The following is an 18145-nucleotide window of genomic DNA, read 5'->3' as shown; positions in this document are numbered from 1 at the left end:
GATCAGCGGCCGTAGCTCCCGGTCCGCCGCGCCGGCTCCACGGCCGACACGCCGGGCGGCACGATCACGACCGGCACGCGGGGCGCGAGCGCGCACATCAGCTCGTAGCCGATCGTGCCGCTGGCTTCCGCGACGTCGTCCACCTTCACCTGGTCACCCCACAGCTCGACGCTCGATCCGATGCCCGCGTTCGGGCACGGCGTCAGGTCGACGGTCAGCATGTCCATCGACACGCGGCCGATGACGCGTGTCATCACGCCGTCCACCGCAATCGGCGTACCGGTCGGCGCGTGGCGCGGATAGCCGTCCGCGTAGCCGCATGCGACCACGCCGATCCGCATCGGCTGGTCGGTCGTGAAGCGGCGGCCGTAGCCGACGGTTTCCGCCGGCGACAGCGTCTGCACGCCGATGAGCTTGCTCGTCAGCGTCATCGAGGCCATCAGCGGCGTGTCGGCGATATGCCGCGACGCGCCCGTCGGCGATGCGCCGTACAGGATCGTGCCGGGCCGCACCCAGTCGCGGTGCGCGCGCGGATGCCACAGCACGGCCGCCGAATTCGACACCGAGCGCTCGCCCGGAATCCCGGCCGTGGTCGCGTCGAACTGGTCGAGCTGCCAGTCGACCTCGCCTTCGTCGGCGTTCGCGAAATGCATCATCAGCGTGATCTTGCCGATCGACGGTGCGCTCGCCGCGCGTTCCCATGCGGCGCGGAACACGTCGGGCCGATAGCCGAGCCGGTTCATCCCGGAGTTCATCTTGAGCTGGATGTCGATCGGCTGCTGCGGCTTCGCGGCGATCAGCAGGTCGAGCTGTTCGTCGCAGTGCACGCTGACCGTCAGCCGATGGCGATCGGCCAGTTCGACGTCGGCCGGCTCGAAGATCCCTTCGAGCAGCAGCACGGGCTTGTCCCAGCCGAGTTCGCGCACGCGCACGGCTTCGTCGAGATCGAGCAGCGCGATGCCGTCGGCGGCCGCGAGGCCCGGGTAGATCCGTTCGATGCCGTGGCCGTACGCGTTGGCCTTGATCACGGCCCACACACGCGATTGCGCGGCGGTGCGGCGGATGAAATCGAGATTGTGGCGGACGGCTTCGGGGCGGATATGGGCGACGATGGGACGGGGCATGGCGATGGCTCGGGTCGGATGTCGTTCGGTGCGCGGCGGCGCGGATTGAAACGGCAGGCTGGCGCGCGATAGCGCGTCAAGCCAGTGTTGAGCGCTATCTTATTGGTGTTCGACCAGTTTTAATTAACGTATTTATCGACGATTTGGTGGAAATTGGGGTGGTCAAGCAGGCCGGTCGCGGCCGCCCGAGGCCCGCGTGGCCGAGTCTCCCGTCTAGAAAACCGGTGCGCGAACAGCGCGGCGCAATGCTAAGCTCTCGGCGATCTTGTCATTGATCAATGTAATCATAATGGAGGAGACTTAGATGACGACGTCCCAGCTGTGCCTGTTCATCGTGGCGCTGTTGCCGTTCCCGATGACGTTCCTGGCCAAGGCCCGCAAGGGCTACGACAACCGCGCGCCGCGCGATTACCTGGCGAAGCTCGAAGGCTGGCGCGCACGCGCGCAGGCCGCGCATCAGAATGCGTGGGAAGCGCTTGCGCTGTTCACGGCCGCGCTGGTGGTGGCGTGGCACAACGGCGCGAACGTGCATCGCGTCGACCAGCTTGCGATGGCGTTCGTCGCGATCCGCATCGTCTATGCGCTGATGTACCTGCTGAACTGGGCGTCGCTGCGTTCGCTCGTGTGGTTTGGCGGGATGGCGTGCGTCGTCGCGCTGTTCTTCGCCACGCCGTAAGCGGAAGTTCGGCGAAGGCGAGGGCCGGCTTCATATGCCGGCCCGTCACCCGTCACCCGTCAGGCGCCGCCCGCGCCGCGGGCGTGACTGTCGTTGGATGCGGGCGCAACCATCTTCGCGACGAACGGCGGTGCCTGCGCTTCGCTGCGCAGGAACGCGATCAACGGGTCGAGCAGCCGGTGCCGCGTCGACGGATGGCGGCGCAGCACGAAGCACCACGACGCATCGCGTGCGAGGCCCGGCACCAGCGGCACCAGACGCCCGCTGCGCAGTTCGGGCTCGATCAGCGGCACGCGGCCGAGCGCGATGCCCGCGCCGCCGACCGCCGCGCCGATCACCTGGCTGAAACTGCTGTAACGCACGATCTTCGTTTCGAAATCGCCGGGCAGGCCGAAGTCGGATGCCCAGTTGCGCCAGTCGATCTCCGGGCTGTCCTCGTGCATTTCCTGCAGGAGCCGCGAGCGGCACACGTGCCCAGATGCGTACGGAAACAGTTCGGGGCTGCAGACCGGAAACACGGTTTCCCGCATCAGCATGTCGTCGTCGGCCCGCAGCCGGTGCGCGGGCACGTGCACGATCGCCAGATCGACGCCGCTGCGTGCGAAATCCGGCTCGTCGTCGAGCACGACGGCATGCAGCGGCGTTTCGGGATGAAGTGAAGAGAATTCCGCAAGGCGCCGCGCGAGCCACATCGACGAAAACGGCGCGTTGGCGGAGACGGTCAACCGTTGTGCGGTGCCGCGAATCTCGGCGCAGGCGTCGGTCAGGCGCGACAACGCATCGCTGACGGCCGGCAGCAGGCGTGCGCCGGCCGGCGTGAGCCCGATGCCGCCAAGCCCGGTGCTGCGTTCGAGCAGCCGCGCCCCCAGCGATTCCTCGAGCGAGCGGATCTGGTGGCTGACCGCGCTGGTCGACACGTTCAGCTCGGCCGCCGCGCGCGCGAACCCGCCGAGGCGGACGGCCGCCTCGAAAGCACGCAGTGCGCTAAGGGGGGGAAGATGCGACATGGCGGGTATTGTAGTTGACTCAACACCCGTTGAAAAATCATCTTTTGCCGCGCGCGGGTGGCGCGGGTAGCCTCGATCCGGTCAAGAAAACAACTCAACGAAACACCGACCGGAGGGCTTCATGTATTTCGACCGACGACTATGGGCAATGATGGCGGGACTGCGCTGGCGGGTAGCCGCGGCAGTCGCGCTCGGGCTCGTCGCGATGGGGGTCGGCATCCTGCGTTTCGTATTTCTCGGCCGCGTGCTGGCGCTGGTTTTTACCGGTGCGCCGGTACGCAGCATCGGCGCAGCCGTCGTTGCAACGGCGGCCTGCGTGCTGCTGCGCGCGTGGCTCGATCATCGCCGCACCGTGCTCGCGCAACACACGGCCGGACGCGTGCAGGCCACGCTGCGCGCACGGCTGTTCGACCGGATCGCCGCGCTCGGCCCCGCGTGGTTCAGCGGCGAACGCACGGGCGGTGTGATGCTGGCCGTCGTCGACGGCGTCGAGCAGCTGCAAACCTTCTTCGGCGTCTACCTGCCGCAGCTCGTGATCGCCGCGTGCGCGCCGGTCATGATCTTCGCGGTGCTCGCATGGTGGGACGTGCCGACGGCCGCGATCCTGCTGGTCGCGGCGCTCGTGACGCTCGCGCTGCCGCAACTCGTGCATCGTGCCGACAAGCGCGCGGCGCTCGCACGGTCGGCCGCGTTCAAGGCATTCGGCGAGGAGTTTCTCGACGCGGTGCAGGGCTTGCCGACGCTGAAGGCGTTCGGGCAGAGCACCGCGTTCGGCGCGAAGCTGGCCGCGAAGGCGCGCGCGCTGTCCGACAGCACGTTCTGGGTGCTCGCGCTCGGCCTGCTGACGCGGCTCTTCACCGATCTCGGCACGGGTCTCGGCGCGGCCGCGGCGATTGCGGTGGGCGCGTGGCGCGTGCGGCATGGCGACATGAGTCTCGAAGCATTGCTGATCGTGCTGATGGCCGGCAGCGAAATCTTCCGGCCGTTGCGCGACCTGCGCGCGGTGCTGCACCAGGGGATGATCGGCCAGTCTGCGGCGAATGCGATCCATGCGCTGCTCGACGCGGGTAGCCAGGCGCCGCCAGCCGACGCGCCGCGCGTGACGGGGCTGCGGCCGGAGATCGCGTTCGACGACGTCAGCTTCGCGTATCCGGGGCGCCGCGCGGATGCGCATGCGGCGTTGAGCTTCACGGTGCACGAAGGCGAAACGGTCGCGATCGTCGGGCCGAGCGGCGCGGGCAAGTCGACCATCGTGCGGCTGTTGCTGCGCCAGCACGATGCGCAGGGCGGTGCGATCCGCATCGGCGGCCACGACGTGCGCGCGCTCGATGACGACCAGGTGCGCGACATGATCGCGGTTGTCGCGCAGGATGCGACGCTGTTCGACGGCAGCGTCGCCGACAACCTGCGGCTCGGCCGCCCCGACGCGAGCGATGCCGACATGATCGCGGCCGCGCGCGCCGCCAACGCGCACGATTTCATCTCGGCGCTGCCCGACGGCTACGCGACGCGCATCGGCGAACGCGGGCTCATGCTGTCGGGCGGCCAGCGCCAGCGTATTGCGATTGCCCGCGCGCTGTTGCGCGATGCGCCGATCCTGCTGCTCGACGAGGCGCTGTCGTCGGTCGATGCGGAAAACGAAGCGCTGATCCAGCAGGCGCTCGACCGGCTCACGCGCGGCCGCACGACGCTCGTGCTCGCGCACCGGTTGTCCAGCGTGATCGGCGCCGACCGCATCCTGGTGCTCGACCAGGGGCAGGTGGTCGATGAAGGCACGCACGCGGCGCTGATCGCGCGCGACGGTCCGTATCGCCGGCTGATGGGGCCGCAACTGGAGGCGGTCGCCGAATCCGTCGGCGCGACGGCGACGGCCGGGGGGGCGACCGCGCGCGCGTCGTCGGGCCCGCAGGTGCGGCCGCTGAACGACGACGCGGCGACGATCGGCTGGCCGGAAACGTTGCGGACGCTGCTGCGCTTCGTGCAGCCGTGGAAGGGCAAGGTGGCGCTGACCGTGCTGTTCGGGATCGGCCGCGTGCTCGCGTTCATCGGCGTCGGCGTGATCGGTGCGATGGTGGTCGGCGCGGTGTCGTCCGGCCGGGTGAGCCCGGCGCTCGTCACCGCGCTGCTCGTGATCGCGCCGGTGGCGGCCGTGCTGCACTGGCTCGAATCGTGGCTTGCGCACGACATGGCATACCGGCTGCTCGCGGAAATGCGCATCGCGCTGTTCGCGACGCTCGAACGCCTCGCGCCGGCCGGGCTGCTGCGCCGCCGCTCCGGCGATCTCGTGTCGCTCGCGACGCAGGACGTCGAAACCGTCGAATATTTCTATGCCCACACGCTGGCGCCGGCGTTCGTCGCGGTGCTCGTGCCGGCCGGCGTGCTGGTGTTGCTGGCCTCGGTCGCGTGGCCGCTCGCGCTCGTGCTGCTGCCGTTCCTGCTGTGGGCCGGGCTCGCGCCCGTGCTGGCCCGGCGCGATGTCGACCGGCTCGGCACCGGCGCGCGCGAAGCGCTCGGCCAGCTCGGTGCACACCTGACCGAAACGATCCAGGGGCTTGCAGAGCTGACCGCGTTCCAGGCGATCGCGCGCCGGCGGGCAGCGTTCTTGGCCGAGGTCGATGCGTACCGCCAGCAGCGCGCGAAGCTGCTCGACGACCTGTCGACGCAAAGCGCCGCGCTGGAAGTCGCGAGCGGGCTCGGCGGGCTGGCCGTCGCGGCGCTCGGTGCGCTGCTGTGCGCACGCGGCTGGTTCCCGCGCGAATCGTTGCCGCTGCTGGTGCTGGTTGCGGTGGCGGCGTTCATGCCGGTGGCCGAAATCGGCCAGGTCGCGCGCCAGCTTGCCGACACGATTGCGTCGACGCGCCGCTTGCGCGCGCTGGAGAAGGAGCCCGTGACCGTGACGGACGGCACGCATGCGATGCCCGGCAATCCGGCGGTGCGTTTCGAGTCCGCGTCGTTCACGTATCCGGGCCGCAGCGTGCCCGCGATCGACCGCGTGAGCTTCGACGTGCCGCCCGGCAGCACGGTCGCGCTGGTCGGCGCATCAGGCGCCGGCAAGTCGACGGTCGCGAGCCTGCTGTTGCGCTTCTGGGATCCGCAGCAGGGCCGCGTGACGCTCGGCGGCGTCGACCTGCGCGACCTGCGGCTCGACGACTTGCGGCAGCACATTGCGCTGGTTGCGCAGGATACCTACCTGTTCAACGACACGCTCGAGGCGAACATCCGGCTCGCCGGGAACGACGCGTCCGACGCGGACGTGCAGCGCGCGATCGACCACGCGGCGCTCGGCGACTTCGTCGCACGGTTGCCGGACGGGCTCGCGACGCGCGTCGGGGAGCGCGGCGTGCAGCTGTCGGGCGGTCAGCGCCAGCGCGTGGCCATCGCGCGCGCGTTCCTGAAGGATGCGCCGGTGCTGATCCTCGACGAGGCGACGTCCCATCTGGACACGATCAGCGAACAGCAGATCCGCGCGGCGCTGGACGACCTGATGACGCAGCGCACGTCGATCATCATCGCGCACCGGCTGTCGACCGTGCGCAATGCCGACCTGATCCTCGTGATCGAGCGCGGTGGCGTGATCGAAGCCGGAAGCCACGCGGACCTGATGGCGCGGCAGGGCGCGTATGCGCGGCTCGTGTCGCATCAGGCGAGCGGGGTGGCGGCGTGATCGACGCTGCACCGCCGCGTCGCCGGGCGACGCCGGCGAACCCCTTCCGCAACACGCGTTGAATCGCGCCGACGGTTGGCGGGACACGCGTTGTTGAACCGCTGACCGTCCGCGCGAACGAATGCGCGGGCGGCGCATGGCGCGTCGCCTTCGTTTGACAGCTGGCGCACGCCGCCGTCCGCGACCCGCGCCAGCCACCACGATCCCTTCTGCACGCTCCCGCCTTGCGCGTACCCGCGAGTCGTGCGCCGGTCTGCATGCCTCGCCCGACCGTTCTCCCGTTTCCTCCGATCAATCCGCCCCGCACGGCTCGGGTTTGTCTCGATGCATTTACCTGTTGCAGACTTTTTTGTTGTCGTAGTATCGCCATTGACAACACTTGTTGCACTAAGGTCTAATTCGACATCGCATGTTGCGGTGCGGCTTGATGTCGTCGTTACCGCCGGCCGGCTGGCCGGTTACATCGCTCAATCATGCGGAGAGAAACCATGAGTCGCCGTTCCTTCCTGAAAGCCGTCGCGGTCGCCGTCGCGCTCGGCGCCAGCATCGCGCACGCGGACACCAAGACGCTCGTCGTCGGGACCGACACGTCGTTCATGCCGTTCGAGTTCAAGCAGGGCAACAAGTACGTCGGCTTCGATCTCGACCTGTGGGCCGAGATCGCGAAGGACCAGGGCTGGAAATACACGATTCAGCCGATGGATTTCGCGGGGCTGATCCCGGCGCTGCAGACGCAGAACATCGACGTCGCGCTGTCGGGGATGACGATCAAGGAGGAGCGCAAGAAGGCGATCGACTTCTCCGCGCCGTATTACGACAGCGGCCTTGCGGCGATGGTGCAGGCCGGCAACACGTCGATCAAGTCGATCGACGACCTGAACGGCAAGGTGATCGCCGCGAAGACGGGCACCGCGACGATCGACTGGATCAAGGCGCACCTGAAGCCGAAGGAGATCCGCCAGTTCCCGAACATCGACCAGGCGTATCTCGCGCTCGAGGCCGGCCGCGTCGACGCGGCAATGCACGACACGCCGAACGTGCTGTTCTTCGTGAACAACGAAGGCAAGGGCAAGGTGAAAGTCGCGGGCCAGCCGGTCAGCGGCGACAAGTACGGGATGGGTTTTCCGAAGGGCAGCCCGCTCGTGCCGAAGGTCAACGCGTCGCTCGTGAAGATCAAGGCCGACGGCCGCTACGCGCAGATCTACAGGAAGTGGTTCGGTGCCGAACCGCCGAAGATGTGAGCGTGACGCGGCAACAGCGCGCGGCCGGGCGGCCGCGCCGGTCTTGAATCGAACGGGGAGTGACAAGTGAATTTCGATTGGTCGGCGATCTGGGCGGCGTTGCCGGACCTGATGGACGGGGTCCGGTTGACGGTGTTCATCGCATTTTTCGGGCTGGCGGGCGGTTTCATCGTCGGGATGGTCGCGGGGATGTTCCGCGCATACGGACCGAAGGCGATGAACGTGCTCGTCCAGGTCTATATTGAACTGATCCGCGGTACGCCGATCGTCGTGCAGGTGATGTTCCTGTACTTCGCGCTGCCGTTGCTCGCGCATATCCGCATCGACGGCCTGACGGCCGCGATCATCGCAATCACGGTGAATTCCGGCGCGTATCTCGCGGAAGTGGTGCGCGGCGCGCTGCTGTCGATCCCGAAGGGGTTGACGGAAGCGGGGCTCGCGATGGGCTTGTCGATGCCGCGCGTGCTGCTGAAGGTGGTCGGGCCGCTCGCGTTCCGGCGGCTGATTCCGCCGCTCGGCAACCAGTGCATCGTGAGCCTCAAGGACACGTCGCTGTTCATCGTGATCGGCGTTGGCGAGCTGACGCGCAAGGGCCAGGAAATCATCGCGGGCAATTTCCAGGCGGTCGAGATCTGGAGCGCCGTGGCGGTCATCTACCTGTTGCTGACCGGCGCCATGACGTTGACGCTGCGGCTCGTCGAGAAGAGGATGCGGATCCTTTGACGTCCCTGTTTCCCCGAGGCGGAGCAATTCCCGCAACCGGCGATGCACGTCCGCATGTTGTTCCACTTGAGCGCGTGCTGCTGCGTGTCGTTGCAGAAGTTCCAGACGTCGTTCACCGCGCGGCTCTGCTGGTTCAGGAGGCCGTTGAGCGACTTCACCCGGCAGCGATAGACAAGAATCATGCCGGTTATGCTGGTCCGTGGAAGAAGCTGTCTGTCGACAACGCTTCTTTCCGCTTTGCCAAAAATTTCAGCGTTGACTGGAGCATCTTATGAGCATGATCGAATTCCAGAACGTGTCGAAGAGCTTCGGCCACGTGCCGGTGCTGAAGCATATCGACCTGAAGATCGACGCGGGCGAAGTGGTCGTCGTGATCGGCCCGTCCGGGTCGGGCAAGTCGACGATGCTGCGCTGTATCAACGCGCTCGAGAAAATCACCGGCGGCGAGTTGCTCGTCGACGGCCAGAGCGTGCGCGGCAACGCGACGGCGATCCGCAACATCCGGCTCGAAGCCGGGATGGTGTTCCAGCAGTTCAACCTGTTTCCGCAAATGACCGCGCTCGAGAACGTGATGTTCGGGCCGATCCAGGTGCGTGGCGCATCGCGCGCCGACGCGCGCGACCAGGCGATGGCGCTGCTCGACAAGGTCGGCCTCGAATCGCGCGCGAATCACTATCCGTCGGAACTGTCGGGCGGCCAGCAGCAGCGCGTCGCGATCGCGCGTGCGCTCGCGATCCGGCCGCGGCTGATGCTGTTCGACGAGCCGACGTCGGCGCTCGATCCGGAATTGCGCCACGAAGTGCTGAAGGTGATGCAGGATCTCGCGACTGAAGGGATGACGATGATCGTCGTCACGCACGAGATCGGCTTTGCGAAGCGGGTCGGTACGCGGCTGCTGTTCATGGATCAGGGCGGCATCGCCGAGGACGGCCATCCCGTCGACCTGATCGACCGGCCGCCGACGCCGCGCCTGAAGGAATTCCTGAAACACGTGTCCTGAACCAAACCGAAATGGCCGACATGCCGCTTTCCCTTTCCCCCGTCATCGCCGGTGCGCCGTTCGACATCGGCGTGCGCCTCGGCGAACTCGCCCGCCCCGTATTCGACACGTACATGCAGCAGAGCAGCGCGTGGCAGGCCGTGCGCCGCTGGCGCGGCCATCCGTTCGTCGCTGCGCTGCGGCAGGCCGCGCTGGCCGCGTCCCCCGATCTCGTCGCGGAACTGGACGGGATCGCGGCGGGCATCGGCTGGCCGGCCGACGACATTTTCCTGTGGAACTGCCGTGGCGAGCTGATCCACCACGCGCCGGACGGCTGCACGACGCTCGCCGCGCGCGACGCCAACGGCACACGCTGGATCGCGCACAACGAGGACGGCGATCCGTTCCTGCGCGAGCGGTGCCTGCTCGTCGACGTGCAGCCGGCGGGCAAGCCGGGTTTCATCAGTTTCTATTACCCCGGTTCGCTGCCGGGCCATACGTTTGCCGCGAACCGGGCGGGTATCGCGCAAGCGATCAACAACCTGCGAATCCGTACGCCGGCGCCGGGCGTGCCGCGCATGATCCTCGCGCGTGCGGTGCTCGACGCGACGTCGCTCGATGCGGCGGCCGACGTATTGCGCGCGCATGCACGCGCAAGCGGCTTTCATCACACGCTCGGCGCGACCGGCGATGGCCGCTTGCTGAGCATCGAAGCGAGCGTTGCGCGCTGCTCGGTCGTCGACGTCGCACGGCTCGCGGGCCATGCGAACCATCTCGTGCATCCCGGTTGCGATGCGCAAGCACAGATCGTCACGCAATCGTCGGCCGACCGCCAGCGCCGCGTCGACGCGCTGACGCCCGGCATCGACACGATCGACGAAGCCGCGCTGCTGGGCGTGCTCGGCGATCGCGCGCCGGAAGGGCTGCCGATCTACCGCGACGACCCGGCCGACCCCGACGACGAGAACACGCTGGCCACCGCCGTGTTCGCGATCGGTGCGGCCGCGATCGATTTCACCATTCACCAACACGGCACGCAGCGTTTCGCGACGCGCATCGTGCCGTCCGGACGCGCGCACGACGCGTCCTGATCCATGAGGCAACGCATGACGACCGTTTTCCATCGCGCTCCGCGCGCCACCTTGCCCGTTGCCGTTGCAGGCGACGGCATCGAGATCATCGATTCCACCGGCAAACGCTATATCGACGCGTGCGGCGGCGCGGCCGTGTCGTGTCTCGGCCACAGCAATCAGCGCGTGATCGACGCGATCAAGCGGCAGGCGCAGCAACTGGCGTACGCGCATACGTCGTTCTTCACGACCGACGTGGCCGAGGAACTCGCCGACCGGCTCGTCGATGCCGCGCCGGCCGGCCTCGAACACGTGTACTTCGTGTCGGGCGGTTCGGAGGCGATCGAGGCCGCGCTGAAGCTCGCGCGCCAGTATTTCGTCGAGAAGGGCGAGCCGCAGCGCCGGCATTTCATCGCGCGGCGGCAGAGCTATCACGGCAATACGCTCGGCGCACTCGCGATCGGCGGCAACGCATGGCGGCGCGAGCCGTTCCTGCCGCTGCTGATCGAGGCGCACCACGTGAGCCCGTGCTATGCGTACCGCGACCGGCAATCGGGCGAAACCGACGAAGCGTACGCGCAGCGTCTGGCGGACGAGCTCGAACGGAAGATCGTCGAACTCGGCGCGGACAACGTTGCGGCATTCGTCGCGGAAACGGTGGTAGGCGCAACGGCCGGCGCGGTGCCGCCGGTGCGCACGTACCTGAAGCAGATTCGCGCGGTGTGTGACAAGTACGGCGTGCTGCTGATCCTCGACGAGATCATGTCGGGGATGGGGCGCACGGGCTACCTGTATGCGTGCGAAGAAGACGGTATCGCGCCCGACCTGCTGACGATCGCGAAAGGGCTTGGCGCGGGCTATCAGCCGATCGGTGCGACGCTCGTCAGCGACCGCATCTACCGGACGATCGTCGATGGCTCGGGCTTCTTCCAGCACGGCCATACTTACCTCGGCCATGCGACTGCGTGTGCGGCCGCGCTCGAAGTACAGCGCGTGATCGCCGAAGAGAAGCTGCTCGACAACGTGAAGGCGCGCGGCGAGCAACTGCGGGCGTCATTGCGCGAGCACTACGGCGCGCATCCGCATGTCGGCGACGTGCGCGGCCGCGGGCTGTTCGTCGGCGTCGAACTCGTGCGCGATCGCGACACCAAGGCGACGTTCGATCCCGCGCTGAAGCTGCATGCGGCGGTCAAGCGCGAAGCGATGCAGCGCGGGTTGATGGTGTATCCGATGGGTGGCACGATCGATGGCGTCCACGGCGATCACATCCTGGTGGCGCCGCCGTTCATCAGCACCGCTCAGCAGATCGATACGATCGTCGAGCGACTGTCGGGCGCGCTCGGCGCGGCGCTCGCGTCGGCCGGTGCATGAACTTTTTCGTCGAACCTGGTCCGGACCTTGCCATGACAAACAGATTGCCTCCGTTCGATCCCGCATCGGCCACCGATGAGCAGAAAGCCGTGCTGGCCGACATTCTCAGCGGCCCGCGCGGCAACCTGAACGGGCCGTTCCTCGGCTGGATCGCGAGCCCCGAGCTGGCGCAGCACGCGCAGAAGCTCGGCGCGTTCTGCCGCTATCGCACGGGCCTGCCGCTGCGGCTGTCGGAACTCGCAATTCTCGTGACGGCTGCACGCTGGCGCTCGCAGGCCGAGTGGCACATCCATCATCCGATCGCGCTCGACGCGGGCGTGCCGGCCGCGACGGCCGACGCGATCCGGCTTGGCGTCGCACCCGCATTCGAATCGGACGACGATGCGCTGATCCATGCGTTCGCGAGCGAGCTGTACGATACGCGGCGCGTCAGCGACGCGACGTTCTCACGTGCGCAAGCACGCTTCGGCCACGAAACCGTCGTGAATCTCGTTGCATTGCTCGGCTATTACGCGCTTGTCGCGATGACGCTCAACACGTTCGGCATGCGTGCGGACGGACAGACGGAATTGCCGTTTCCGGAGTAAAGGCGGCGCTTCGATCGGGCCGGAGCAGGGCGGCGATACGTCTGACGAACGTCACGCCGAGCGGCTCCCGGCACAATGCAACCAAATGTATTCATGCGGGATCGCCGGCCGATGGCCGCGTATGATGGCTTGTTCACGTCGACATGATCGGTGAGCAAGCATGACGAGTACCCGCAAGACCTTGATGATCGCCGGTGGGCTCCTGGTAGCCGTGGCCGGCACTGCCTACGTGATGCTCCTGCGCGCGGACCACCGTGCGATCGAAGACGCCGGTATCGGCGATTCGGCCGCGCCGGTTGCCGTGGCGCCCGCGAACAACGATCACGCGGTGCAGGGCACCATTGCGCCGCCGGCGCCCGCCGCCGCGGCGCCGCAGCAACAGGCTGCGGTTCCGCCCCCGTCACCCGCAACGGCGCCTGCGCCGGCCGCACCCGCGCGCGTCAGCGCCGCGCCGCCTTCTGCCCCGGCTGTACCGGTCGTCAGCGACAAAGCGCAGCCGGTGACGAAGCCGGGTGCGCCGCCGCCGAAGGTGAATGTCGTGACGGTCGATGCGCAGGATTCGACCCCGCCAGCGCCGCCGCCGGCCGCCCAGCAGGCACAGCCGGCCGCGCCGGCGCAGGTCACGCAACGTGCGCCGCGCAAGCGCGACGGCCTGGAACGTCACGCGACCGCTACGACGAAATCCGAAACGCCGGAGACGGCCGCGCTCGTCCGGGAATCGGCGAAGCTCGACCCGTCGTTGCCCGCGCCGCCGATGTCGTCGATGCCGGCAAGCGCCGGTTTGTACCGGCAGGGGAGTTCGTCGTCCGGCGCGAATCCGGTTGCCGCCGCGATGACCGAACAACTGGTCCGGGCGTCGAGCAACTTCAAGTCGACGACACCCGCGCCTGCGAACGGCGATCCGACCGCGACCAAGTAACCGCGATCGGTTTCGGAATAAAAAGGACCCCGCACGCCGACCAAAGCATGCGGGGCCAAGAGAGACAATCGGGTATGCCGAAGGGCGTTATGCGGCGACCGCTTCCTCGGCTTGCGGCTGCGCAGCGGCGACCGGCGCCACGTCCTGGCGGATCAGGTGATCGAACGCGCCGAGCGATGCCTTCGCGCCTTCACCCACGGCGATCACGATCTGCTTGAACGGCACCGTCGTCACGTCGCCGGCGGCGAACACGCCCGGCACCGACGTCGCACCGCGCGCATCGACGACGATCTCGCCGTGCTTCGACAGTTCGACCGTCCCTTTCAGCCATTCGGTGTTCGGCACGAGGCCGATCTGCACGAACACGCCTTCGAGATCGATGCGCTGCGTGTCGCCCGAGCGCAGATCCTTGTAGACGAGCCCGTTCAGCTTGCTGCCGTCGCCGGTCAGTTCGGTCGTCTGCGCCTGCGTGACGATCGTCACGTTCGGCAGGCTGCGCAGCTTGCGCTGCAGCACTTCGTCCGCTCGCAGTTGCGCACCGTACTCGATCAGCGTGACCGCCTTCACGATGCCGGCGAGGTCGATCGCGGCCTCGACGCCCGAGTTGCCGCCGCCGACCACTGCCACACGCTTGCCCTTGAACAGCGGGCCGTCGCAGTGCGGGCAATACGCGACACCGCGGTTGCGGTACTCGCGCTCGCCCGGCACGTTGATCTCGCGCCAGCGCGCGCCGGTCGCGAGCACGATCGTCTTCGCCTTCAGCACCGCGCCGTTCGCGAGGCGGATCTGGTGCACGTCGCCCGGAATCAGCGCGTCGGCGCGCTGCACGTCCATGATGTCGACGTCGTACTGCTTCACGTGCTGCTCGAGTGCCGTTGCGAACTTCGGCCCTTCGGTTTCCTGCACCGACACGAAGTTCTCGATCGCCATCGTGTCGAGCACCTGGCCACCGAAACGCTCGGCGACGACGCCCGTCGCGATGCCCTTGCGGGCCGAGTAGATCGCGGCTGCCGCGCCTGCCGGGCCGCCGCCGACGATCAGCGTGTCGAACACCGGCTTGTTTTCGAGCGACTTCGCGGCGCGTTCGCCGGCGCCCGTATCGAGCTTCGCGAGGATTTCCTTCACGCTGCTGCGGCCCTGTCCGAACGAGGCGCCGTTCAGGAACATCGTCGGCACGGCCATGATCTGGCGCGACTCGACTTCATCCTGGAACAGCGCGCCGTCGATCGCGACGTGACGGATGCGCGGGTTGATCAGCGACATCACGTTCAGCGCCTGTACGACTTCCGGGCAGTTCTGGCACGACAGCGAGAAAAACGTCTCGAACGCGTAGTCGCCGTCGAGCGCGCGGATCTGCTCGATGACATCGTCGTCGAGCTTGATCGGGTGGCCGCCCGTCTGCAGCAATGCGAGCACGAGCGACGTGAATTCATGGCCCATCGGGATGCCGGCGAAGCGGATGCCGGCCGGCTTGCCCGGCTCGCCGATCGAGAACGACGGCTTGCGCTCGGCGTCGTCGCGGCGTTCGGTCACGGTCACGCGATCCGTCAGCGACGCAATCTCGTTCAGCAGCGCCAGCAGTTCCTGCGATTTCGCGCTGTCGTCGAGCGAGGCGACGAGTTCGATCGGGCGCGTGATTTTTTCGAGGTACGCTTTGAGTTGGTTCTTGAGATTGGCGTCGAGCATGGCGTTTCGGATTCCGTATTGATTATGCTGGTCGGGCACGTCGTGCCGGAGGAGGGGGCGGGCCGCGCTGCGGCGGCCCGCCGTCGCGCGCCTCGTGCGAGGCGCGCGGCGCGATCGTCAGATCTTGCCGATCAGGTCGAGCGACGGGGTCAGCGTTTCCGCACCCGGCGTCCACTTGGCCGGGCACACTTCACCCGGGTGCGCCGCGATGTATTGCGCAGCCTGCACCTTGCGCAGCAGTTCGCCTGCGTCGCGGCCGATGCCGTTGTCGTGGATTTCGCACAGCTTGATCTCGCCTTCCGGGTTGATCACGAACGTGCCGCGCAGGGCCATCCCTTCTTCCTCGATCAGCACGTCGAAGTTGCGCGACAGCGTGAGCGTCGGGTCGCCGATCATCGGGTACTTGATCTTGCCGATCGTGTCCGACGTGTCGTGCCATGCCTTGTGCGTGAAGTGCGTGTCGGTCGACACGCCGTAGATTTCGACACCCAGCTTCTGGAATTCCGCGTAACGGTCGGCGAGGTCGCCCAGCTCGGTCGGGCAGACGAACGTGAAGTCGGCCGGGTAGAACACGACGACGGACCACTTGCCCTTGAAGTTCTCTTCCGAGACGGGCACGAAATCGCCGTTGTGGTAAGCGGTTGCCTTGAACGGCTTGATTTGGGTGTTGATGATCGGCATCTGGAGAATTCCTTTTCGTCAGTGGTGAGTGGAGTGTTGCCAGTATCCGGGTTCACCCTGAGTTTGGGAAATTGCTTGTTTCAATCCGGGGCATCGGGATTTTCTATCTGCTTCCGGCCCTTGATTGCGTGGAGCTGGCGGGATGCCTCCGCTCAAATCCCCGCCATCTTCCTCAGCCACGCCGCCAGCCGCCGAGCCCCGTCCGGCATATCCGCGTCTTCGCGCGTGCACAGGTAGTAATCGCGCCCGTCGTCGAGCGCGTGATCGAACAGCTTCACCAGTTCGCCGTTCGCCAGCTCGCGCTCGACCAGCGGCGCACGCAGCAGCGCCGCGCCGAGATCCGCACGCGCGGCGCTCAGCGTGAGCTGCCCATCCTCGAACATCGGTCCCACCGCGTGTGACATATGCCGCACGCCGGCGCCCTGCAGCCAGTTGACCCACGTGCTGCGGTCCTCGTCGTGCACGAGCGGCGCACGCGCGAGATCGGCCGGCGTGCGGAACGGCCCGTGGCGCTTCAGGAACGACGGGCTGCACATCGGCACCATCGCGCCCGGCAGCAGCCGCTCGCAGCGGTAGCCGGGCCAGTCGCCGGTGCCGAAGCGGATCGACAGGTCCGACGCATCGCTTCGGTAGTTGCGGTGATGTGCGTACAGCACCGTCACGTCGACGTCCGTGTTGTCCGCGAGGAACGCGTGCAGCCGGGGAATGAACCAGCCGATGCCGAGCAGCGGAATCAGGCTGACGGTGATCTGCCGCAGCGACGAACGGTCGCGTACGAAGCGCGTCGCGCTGCGCAGCACCGAGAACGCGGCGCTGATCGACCGGTAGTAGTCGCGCCCTTCGTCGGTGAGCGCGAGCAGCCGACCCTCGCGCACCGTCAGCGGCGTCTGGATGAATGCTTCCAGCAGTTGCAGCTGATGACTGACCGCCGACGGCGTGATGTCGAGTTCGCCCGCCGCCGCGGTGACCGATCCGAGACGCGCAAACGCTTCGAACGCACGTACCGCGCGCAGCGGCGGATCGTGCGGCAATTGTTCGATATTTTTCATGTGTCGAATTTTATCGAAAAGTCAGGGAAAGCGACAACATGAAAATATCCTTTGTTTACAGGGTTGTGCTTTAATGTGCCGAGAACGGCATAAGCATCCAACAATTGGGTATTTGGGGTTTGGGTGATGAATATTTAATATTTTTCATGTTTTGATCCGATTCACCGATCCCTCGCACATGAAAATCGCATTTCTCCACGCCAGCCTCGCATGCTCGGCGGCCGCCCTGGTCGCTTCCGTTCCCGCGTTCGCGCAATCCGCGCCGCAGACGATCCTGATCGGTCTCGCCGCGCCGCTTACCGGCCCGTCCGCGCGGATCGGCAAGGATCTGCAGAACGGCGCGCAACTCGCGATCGACGACGCGAACGCGAAACATCCGGCCATCGGCGGCAAGCCGGTCGTCTACAAGCTCGTCGCAGCCGACGACCAGTCCGATCCGCGCACGGCCGTCGCGGTCGCACAGCAACTCGTCGACCAGCACGTGATCGGCGTCGTCGGTCACTGGAACACGGGCTGCAGCGTGCCGGCGTCGCGCGTGTACCGCGATGCGGGCATCCCGCAGATTGCGCCGGCGTCCACCGGCCATCAATACACGCAGCAGGGCTACGCGACAGCGTTCCGCATCATGGGTCACGACGACGCAGGCGGCAATTTCACCGGCGCGTACGCGGTGAAGACGCTGAAGGCGAAGCGCATCGCGGTGATCGACGATCGCACGTCGTTCGGCGCGGGGCTGGCCGAGCAGTTCATCAAGGGCGTGCAGGCGAACGACGGCACGATCGTCGATCGTCAGTACGTGAACGACAAGTCGACCGACTTCAGCGGCGTGCTGACCGCGATCAAGGGCAAGCGCGCGGATCTCGTGTTCTTCGGCGGCCTCGACGCACAGGCCGCGCCGATCTCGCGCCGGATGCGCCAGCTCGGCGTGAACGCGCCGCTGCTCGGCGCGGGCGGCTTCGTGAGCCAGACCTTCCTGTCGCTCGCGGGCAAGGACGGCGACGGCGTGACGGCGCTCGAGCCGGGCCTGCCGCTCGACCGGATGCCGGGCGGCAAGGCGTTCGACACGCAATACCAGGCACGCTTCCGTGCGCCGATCGAACTGCATGCGCCGTTCGCGTACGACGCGGCCGCCACGCTGATCGCGGCCGCGCAGAAGGCCGGCACGACACAGCCGGCGAAGCTGGTCGCGGCGGTGCGCGCGATCGAGCGGCCAGGCGTGACGGGGCGCATCGCGTTCGACGCCGAAGGCAACCTGAAGGACCCGGCTTTCACGATCTACCAGGTGCGCGGCGGCAAGTGGACCGTCGTCGATGTGCTCGGCGGCGCGCGCACCGCAGTCAAGTAAGCAACCGGACAACGAAGACGATC

At 67.2% G+C, this 18145-nt stretch carries 15 protein-coding genes and 1 pseudogene; 10 read left to right on the top strand and 6 right to left on the bottom strand.

The window, feature by feature from the left end; genetic code table 11:
- Positions 1 to 2: 2 nt before the first annotated feature.
- Positions 3 to 1124 carry an alanine racemase gene (alr, locus tag BLA15945_RS07175; RefSeq protein ID WP_174991898.1) on the bottom strand — a complete coding sequence of 374 codons (1122 nt, stop codon included), beginning with the start codon at positions 1122 to 1124 and terminating at the stop codon, positions 3 to 5.
- Between the two features lie 304 nt (positions 1125 to 1428).
- Here alr and BLA15945_RS07170 point away from each other — a divergent pair, with 304 nt between their 5' ends.
- The gene (locus BLA15945_RS07170) at positions 1429 to 1800 is read left to right on the top strand and encodes an MAPEG family protein (RefSeq protein ID WP_059237096.1); all 372 of its coding nucleotides are present in this window, start codon (positions 1429 to 1431) and stop codon (positions 1798 to 1800) included.
- A 59-nt stretch (positions 1801 to 1859) separates the two neighbouring features.
- Here the strand turns inward: BLA15945_RS07170 and BLA15945_RS07165 are convergent, their stop codons facing one another.
- Positions 1860 to 2807 (bottom strand): LysR family transcriptional regulator, encoded by a 948-nt coding sequence (locus BLA15945_RS07165; protein ID WP_059237095.1) that lies wholly within the window; start codon positions 2805 to 2807, stop codon positions 1860 to 1862.
- 121 nt (positions 2808 to 2928) lie between these two features.
- Here BLA15945_RS07165 and BLA15945_RS07160 point away from each other — a divergent pair, with 121 nt between their 5' ends.
- The 3 genes from BLA15945_RS07160 (at position 2929) to glnP (ending at position 8435) form a co-directional block, all read left to right on the top strand.
- Positions 2929 to 6471, top strand: a complete 3543-nt coding sequence (locus BLA15945_RS07160; RefSeq protein ID WP_174991897.1) for an ABC transporter ATP-binding protein/permease — start codon at positions 2929 to 2931, stop codon at positions 6469 to 6471.
- A 488-nt stretch (positions 6472 to 6959) separates the two neighbouring features.
- Entirely contained in the window at positions 6960 to 7712 is a 753-nt protein-coding gene (gene glnH / locus BLA15945_RS07155; protein WP_174991896.1) for a glutamine ABC transporter substrate-binding protein GlnH, read from the top strand.
- A gap of 66 nt (positions 7713 to 7778) precedes the next feature.
- Complete coding sequence (glnP, locus tag BLA15945_RS07150) at positions 7779 to 8435, top strand: glutamine ABC transporter permease GlnP (RefSeq protein WP_059237092.1); 657 nt, start codon at positions 7779 to 7781, stop codon at positions 8433 to 8435.
- A 59-nt stretch (positions 8436 to 8494) separates the two neighbouring features.
- On the opposite strand, the pseudogene BLA15945_RS37595 reads toward glnP, so the two are convergent.
- A pseudogene (locus BLA15945_RS37595) lies at positions 8495 to 8617 on the bottom strand (RNA-guided endonuclease InsQ/TnpB family protein); the annotation flags it as partial.
- Between the two features lie 89 nt (positions 8618 to 8706).
- Between BLA15945_RS37595 and glnQ the strand changes: the two are divergent.
- From glnQ to BLA15945_RS07120, 5 genes are all read left to right on the top strand, one after another.
- Complete coding sequence (gene glnQ / locus BLA15945_RS07140) at positions 8707 to 9435, top strand: glutamine ABC transporter ATP-binding protein GlnQ (RefSeq protein ID WP_174991895.1); 729 nt, start codon at positions 8707 to 8709, stop codon at positions 9433 to 9435.
- Positions 9436 to 9455: 20 nt separating this feature from the next.
- Entirely contained in the window at positions 9456 to 10505 is a 1050-nt protein-coding gene (locus BLA15945_RS07135) for a C45 family autoproteolytic acyltransferase/hydolase (protein ID WP_174991894.1), read from the top strand.
- Positions 10506 to 10520: 15 nt separating this feature from the next.
- A complete protein-coding gene (locus BLA15945_RS07130) occupies positions 10521 to 11855 on the top strand; it encodes an aspartate aminotransferase family protein (RefSeq protein ID WP_059237090.1) in 1335 nt (444 codons plus the stop codon).
- 32 nt (positions 11856 to 11887) lie between these two features.
- Positions 11888 to 12442, top strand: a complete 555-nt coding sequence (locus tag BLA15945_RS07125; RefSeq protein ID WP_059237089.1) for a carboxymuconolactone decarboxylase family protein — start codon at positions 11888 to 11890, stop codon at positions 12440 to 12442.
- A 160-nt stretch (positions 12443 to 12602) separates the two neighbouring features.
- Positions 12603 to 13361 (top strand): extensin, encoded by a 759-nt coding sequence (locus tag BLA15945_RS07120; protein WP_174991893.1) that lies wholly within the window; start codon positions 12603 to 12605, stop codon positions 13359 to 13361.
- A gap of 87 nt (positions 13362 to 13448) precedes the next feature.
- On the opposite strand, the gene ahpF is transcribed toward BLA15945_RS07120, so the two are convergent.
- The 3 genes from ahpF to BLA15945_RS07105 form a co-directional block, all read right to left on the bottom strand.
- A complete protein-coding gene (gene ahpF / locus BLA15945_RS07115; protein WP_174991892.1) occupies positions 13449 to 15047 on the bottom strand; it encodes an alkyl hydroperoxide reductase subunit F in 1599 nt (532 codons plus the stop codon).
- A gap of 117 nt (positions 15048 to 15164) precedes the next feature.
- The gene (gene ahpC / locus BLA15945_RS07110; protein ID WP_006488685.1) at positions 15165 to 15728 is read right to left on the bottom strand and encodes an alkyl hydroperoxide reductase subunit C; all 564 of its coding nucleotides are present in this window, start codon (positions 15726 to 15728) and stop codon (positions 15165 to 15167) included.
- A gap of 152 nt (positions 15729 to 15880) precedes the next feature.
- Positions 15881 to 16777, bottom strand: a complete 897-nt coding sequence (locus BLA15945_RS07105; RefSeq protein WP_174991891.1) for a LysR substrate-binding domain-containing protein — start codon at positions 16775 to 16777, stop codon at positions 15881 to 15883.
- A 178-nt stretch (positions 16778 to 16955) separates the two neighbouring features.
- Between BLA15945_RS07105 and BLA15945_RS07100 the strand changes: the two genes are divergently transcribed.
- The gene (locus tag BLA15945_RS07100) at positions 16956 to 18122 is read left to right on the top strand and encodes a branched-chain amino acid ABC transporter substrate-binding protein (protein WP_174991890.1); all 1167 of its coding nucleotides are present in this window, start codon (positions 16956 to 16958) and stop codon (positions 18120 to 18122) included.
- Positions 18123 to 18145: the final 23 nt, after the last annotated feature.

It is taken from the genome of Burkholderia arboris (genome assembly GCF_902499125.1).
GTDB classification, from domain to species: domain Bacteria; phylum Pseudomonadota; class Gammaproteobacteria; order Burkholderiales; family Burkholderiaceae; genus Burkholderia; species Burkholderia arboris.
This window is presented reverse-complemented; position numbering and strand designations above follow the sequence as displayed.

Bases quoted from the DNA above. Each gene is read 5' to 3' on its own strand.
- alr (WP_174991898.1), bottom strand. From the start codon at position 1,124: ATGCCCCGTCCCATCGTCGCCCATATCCGCCCCGAAGCCGTCCGCCAC.
- BLA15945_RS07170 (WP_059237096.1), top strand. From the start codon at position 1,429: ATGACGACGTCCCAGCTGTGCCTGTTCATCGTGGCGCTGTTGCCGTTC.
- BLA15945_RS07165 (WP_059237095.1), bottom strand. From the start codon at position 2,807: ATGTCGCATCTTCCCCCCCTTAGCGCACTGCGTGCTTTCGAGGCGGCC.
- BLA15945_RS07160 (WP_174991897.1), top strand. From the start codon at position 2,929: ATGTATTTCGACCGACGACTATGGGCAATGATGGCGGGACTGCGCTGG.
- glnH (WP_174991896.1), top strand. From the start codon at position 6,960: ATGAGTCGCCGTTCCTTCCTGAAAGCCGTCGCGGTCGCCGTCGCGCTC.
- glnQ (WP_174991895.1), top strand. From the start codon at position 8,707: ATGAGCATGATCGAATTCCAGAACGTGTCGAAGAGCTTCGGCCACGTG.
- BLA15945_RS07135 (WP_174991894.1), top strand. From the start codon at position 9,456: ATGCCGCTTTCCCTTTCCCCCGTCATCGCCGGTGCGCCGTTCGACATC.
- BLA15945_RS07130 (WP_059237090.1), top strand. From the start codon at position 10,521: ATGACGACCGTTTTCCATCGCGCTCCGCGCGCCACCTTGCCCGTTGCC.
- BLA15945_RS07125 (WP_059237089.1), top strand. From the start codon at position 11,888: ATGACAAACAGATTGCCTCCGTTCGATCCCGCATCGGCCACCGATGAG.
- BLA15945_RS07120 (WP_174991893.1), top strand. From the start codon at position 12,603: ATGACGAGTACCCGCAAGACCTTGATGATCGCCGGTGGGCTCCTGGTA.
- ahpF (WP_174991892.1), bottom strand. From the start codon at position 15,047: ATGCTCGACGCCAATCTCAAGAACCAACTCAAAGCGTACCTCGAAAAA.
- ahpC (WP_006488685.1), bottom strand. From the start codon at position 15,728: ATGCCGATCATCAACACCCAAATCAAGCCGTTCAAGGCAACCGCTTAC.
- BLA15945_RS07105 (WP_174991891.1), bottom strand. From the start codon at position 16,777: ATGAAAAATATCGAACAATTGCCGCACGATCCGCCGCTGCGCGCGGTA.
- BLA15945_RS07100 (WP_174991890.1), top strand. From the start codon at position 16,956: ATGAAAATCGCATTTCTCCACGCCAGCCTCGCATGCTCGGCGGCCGCC.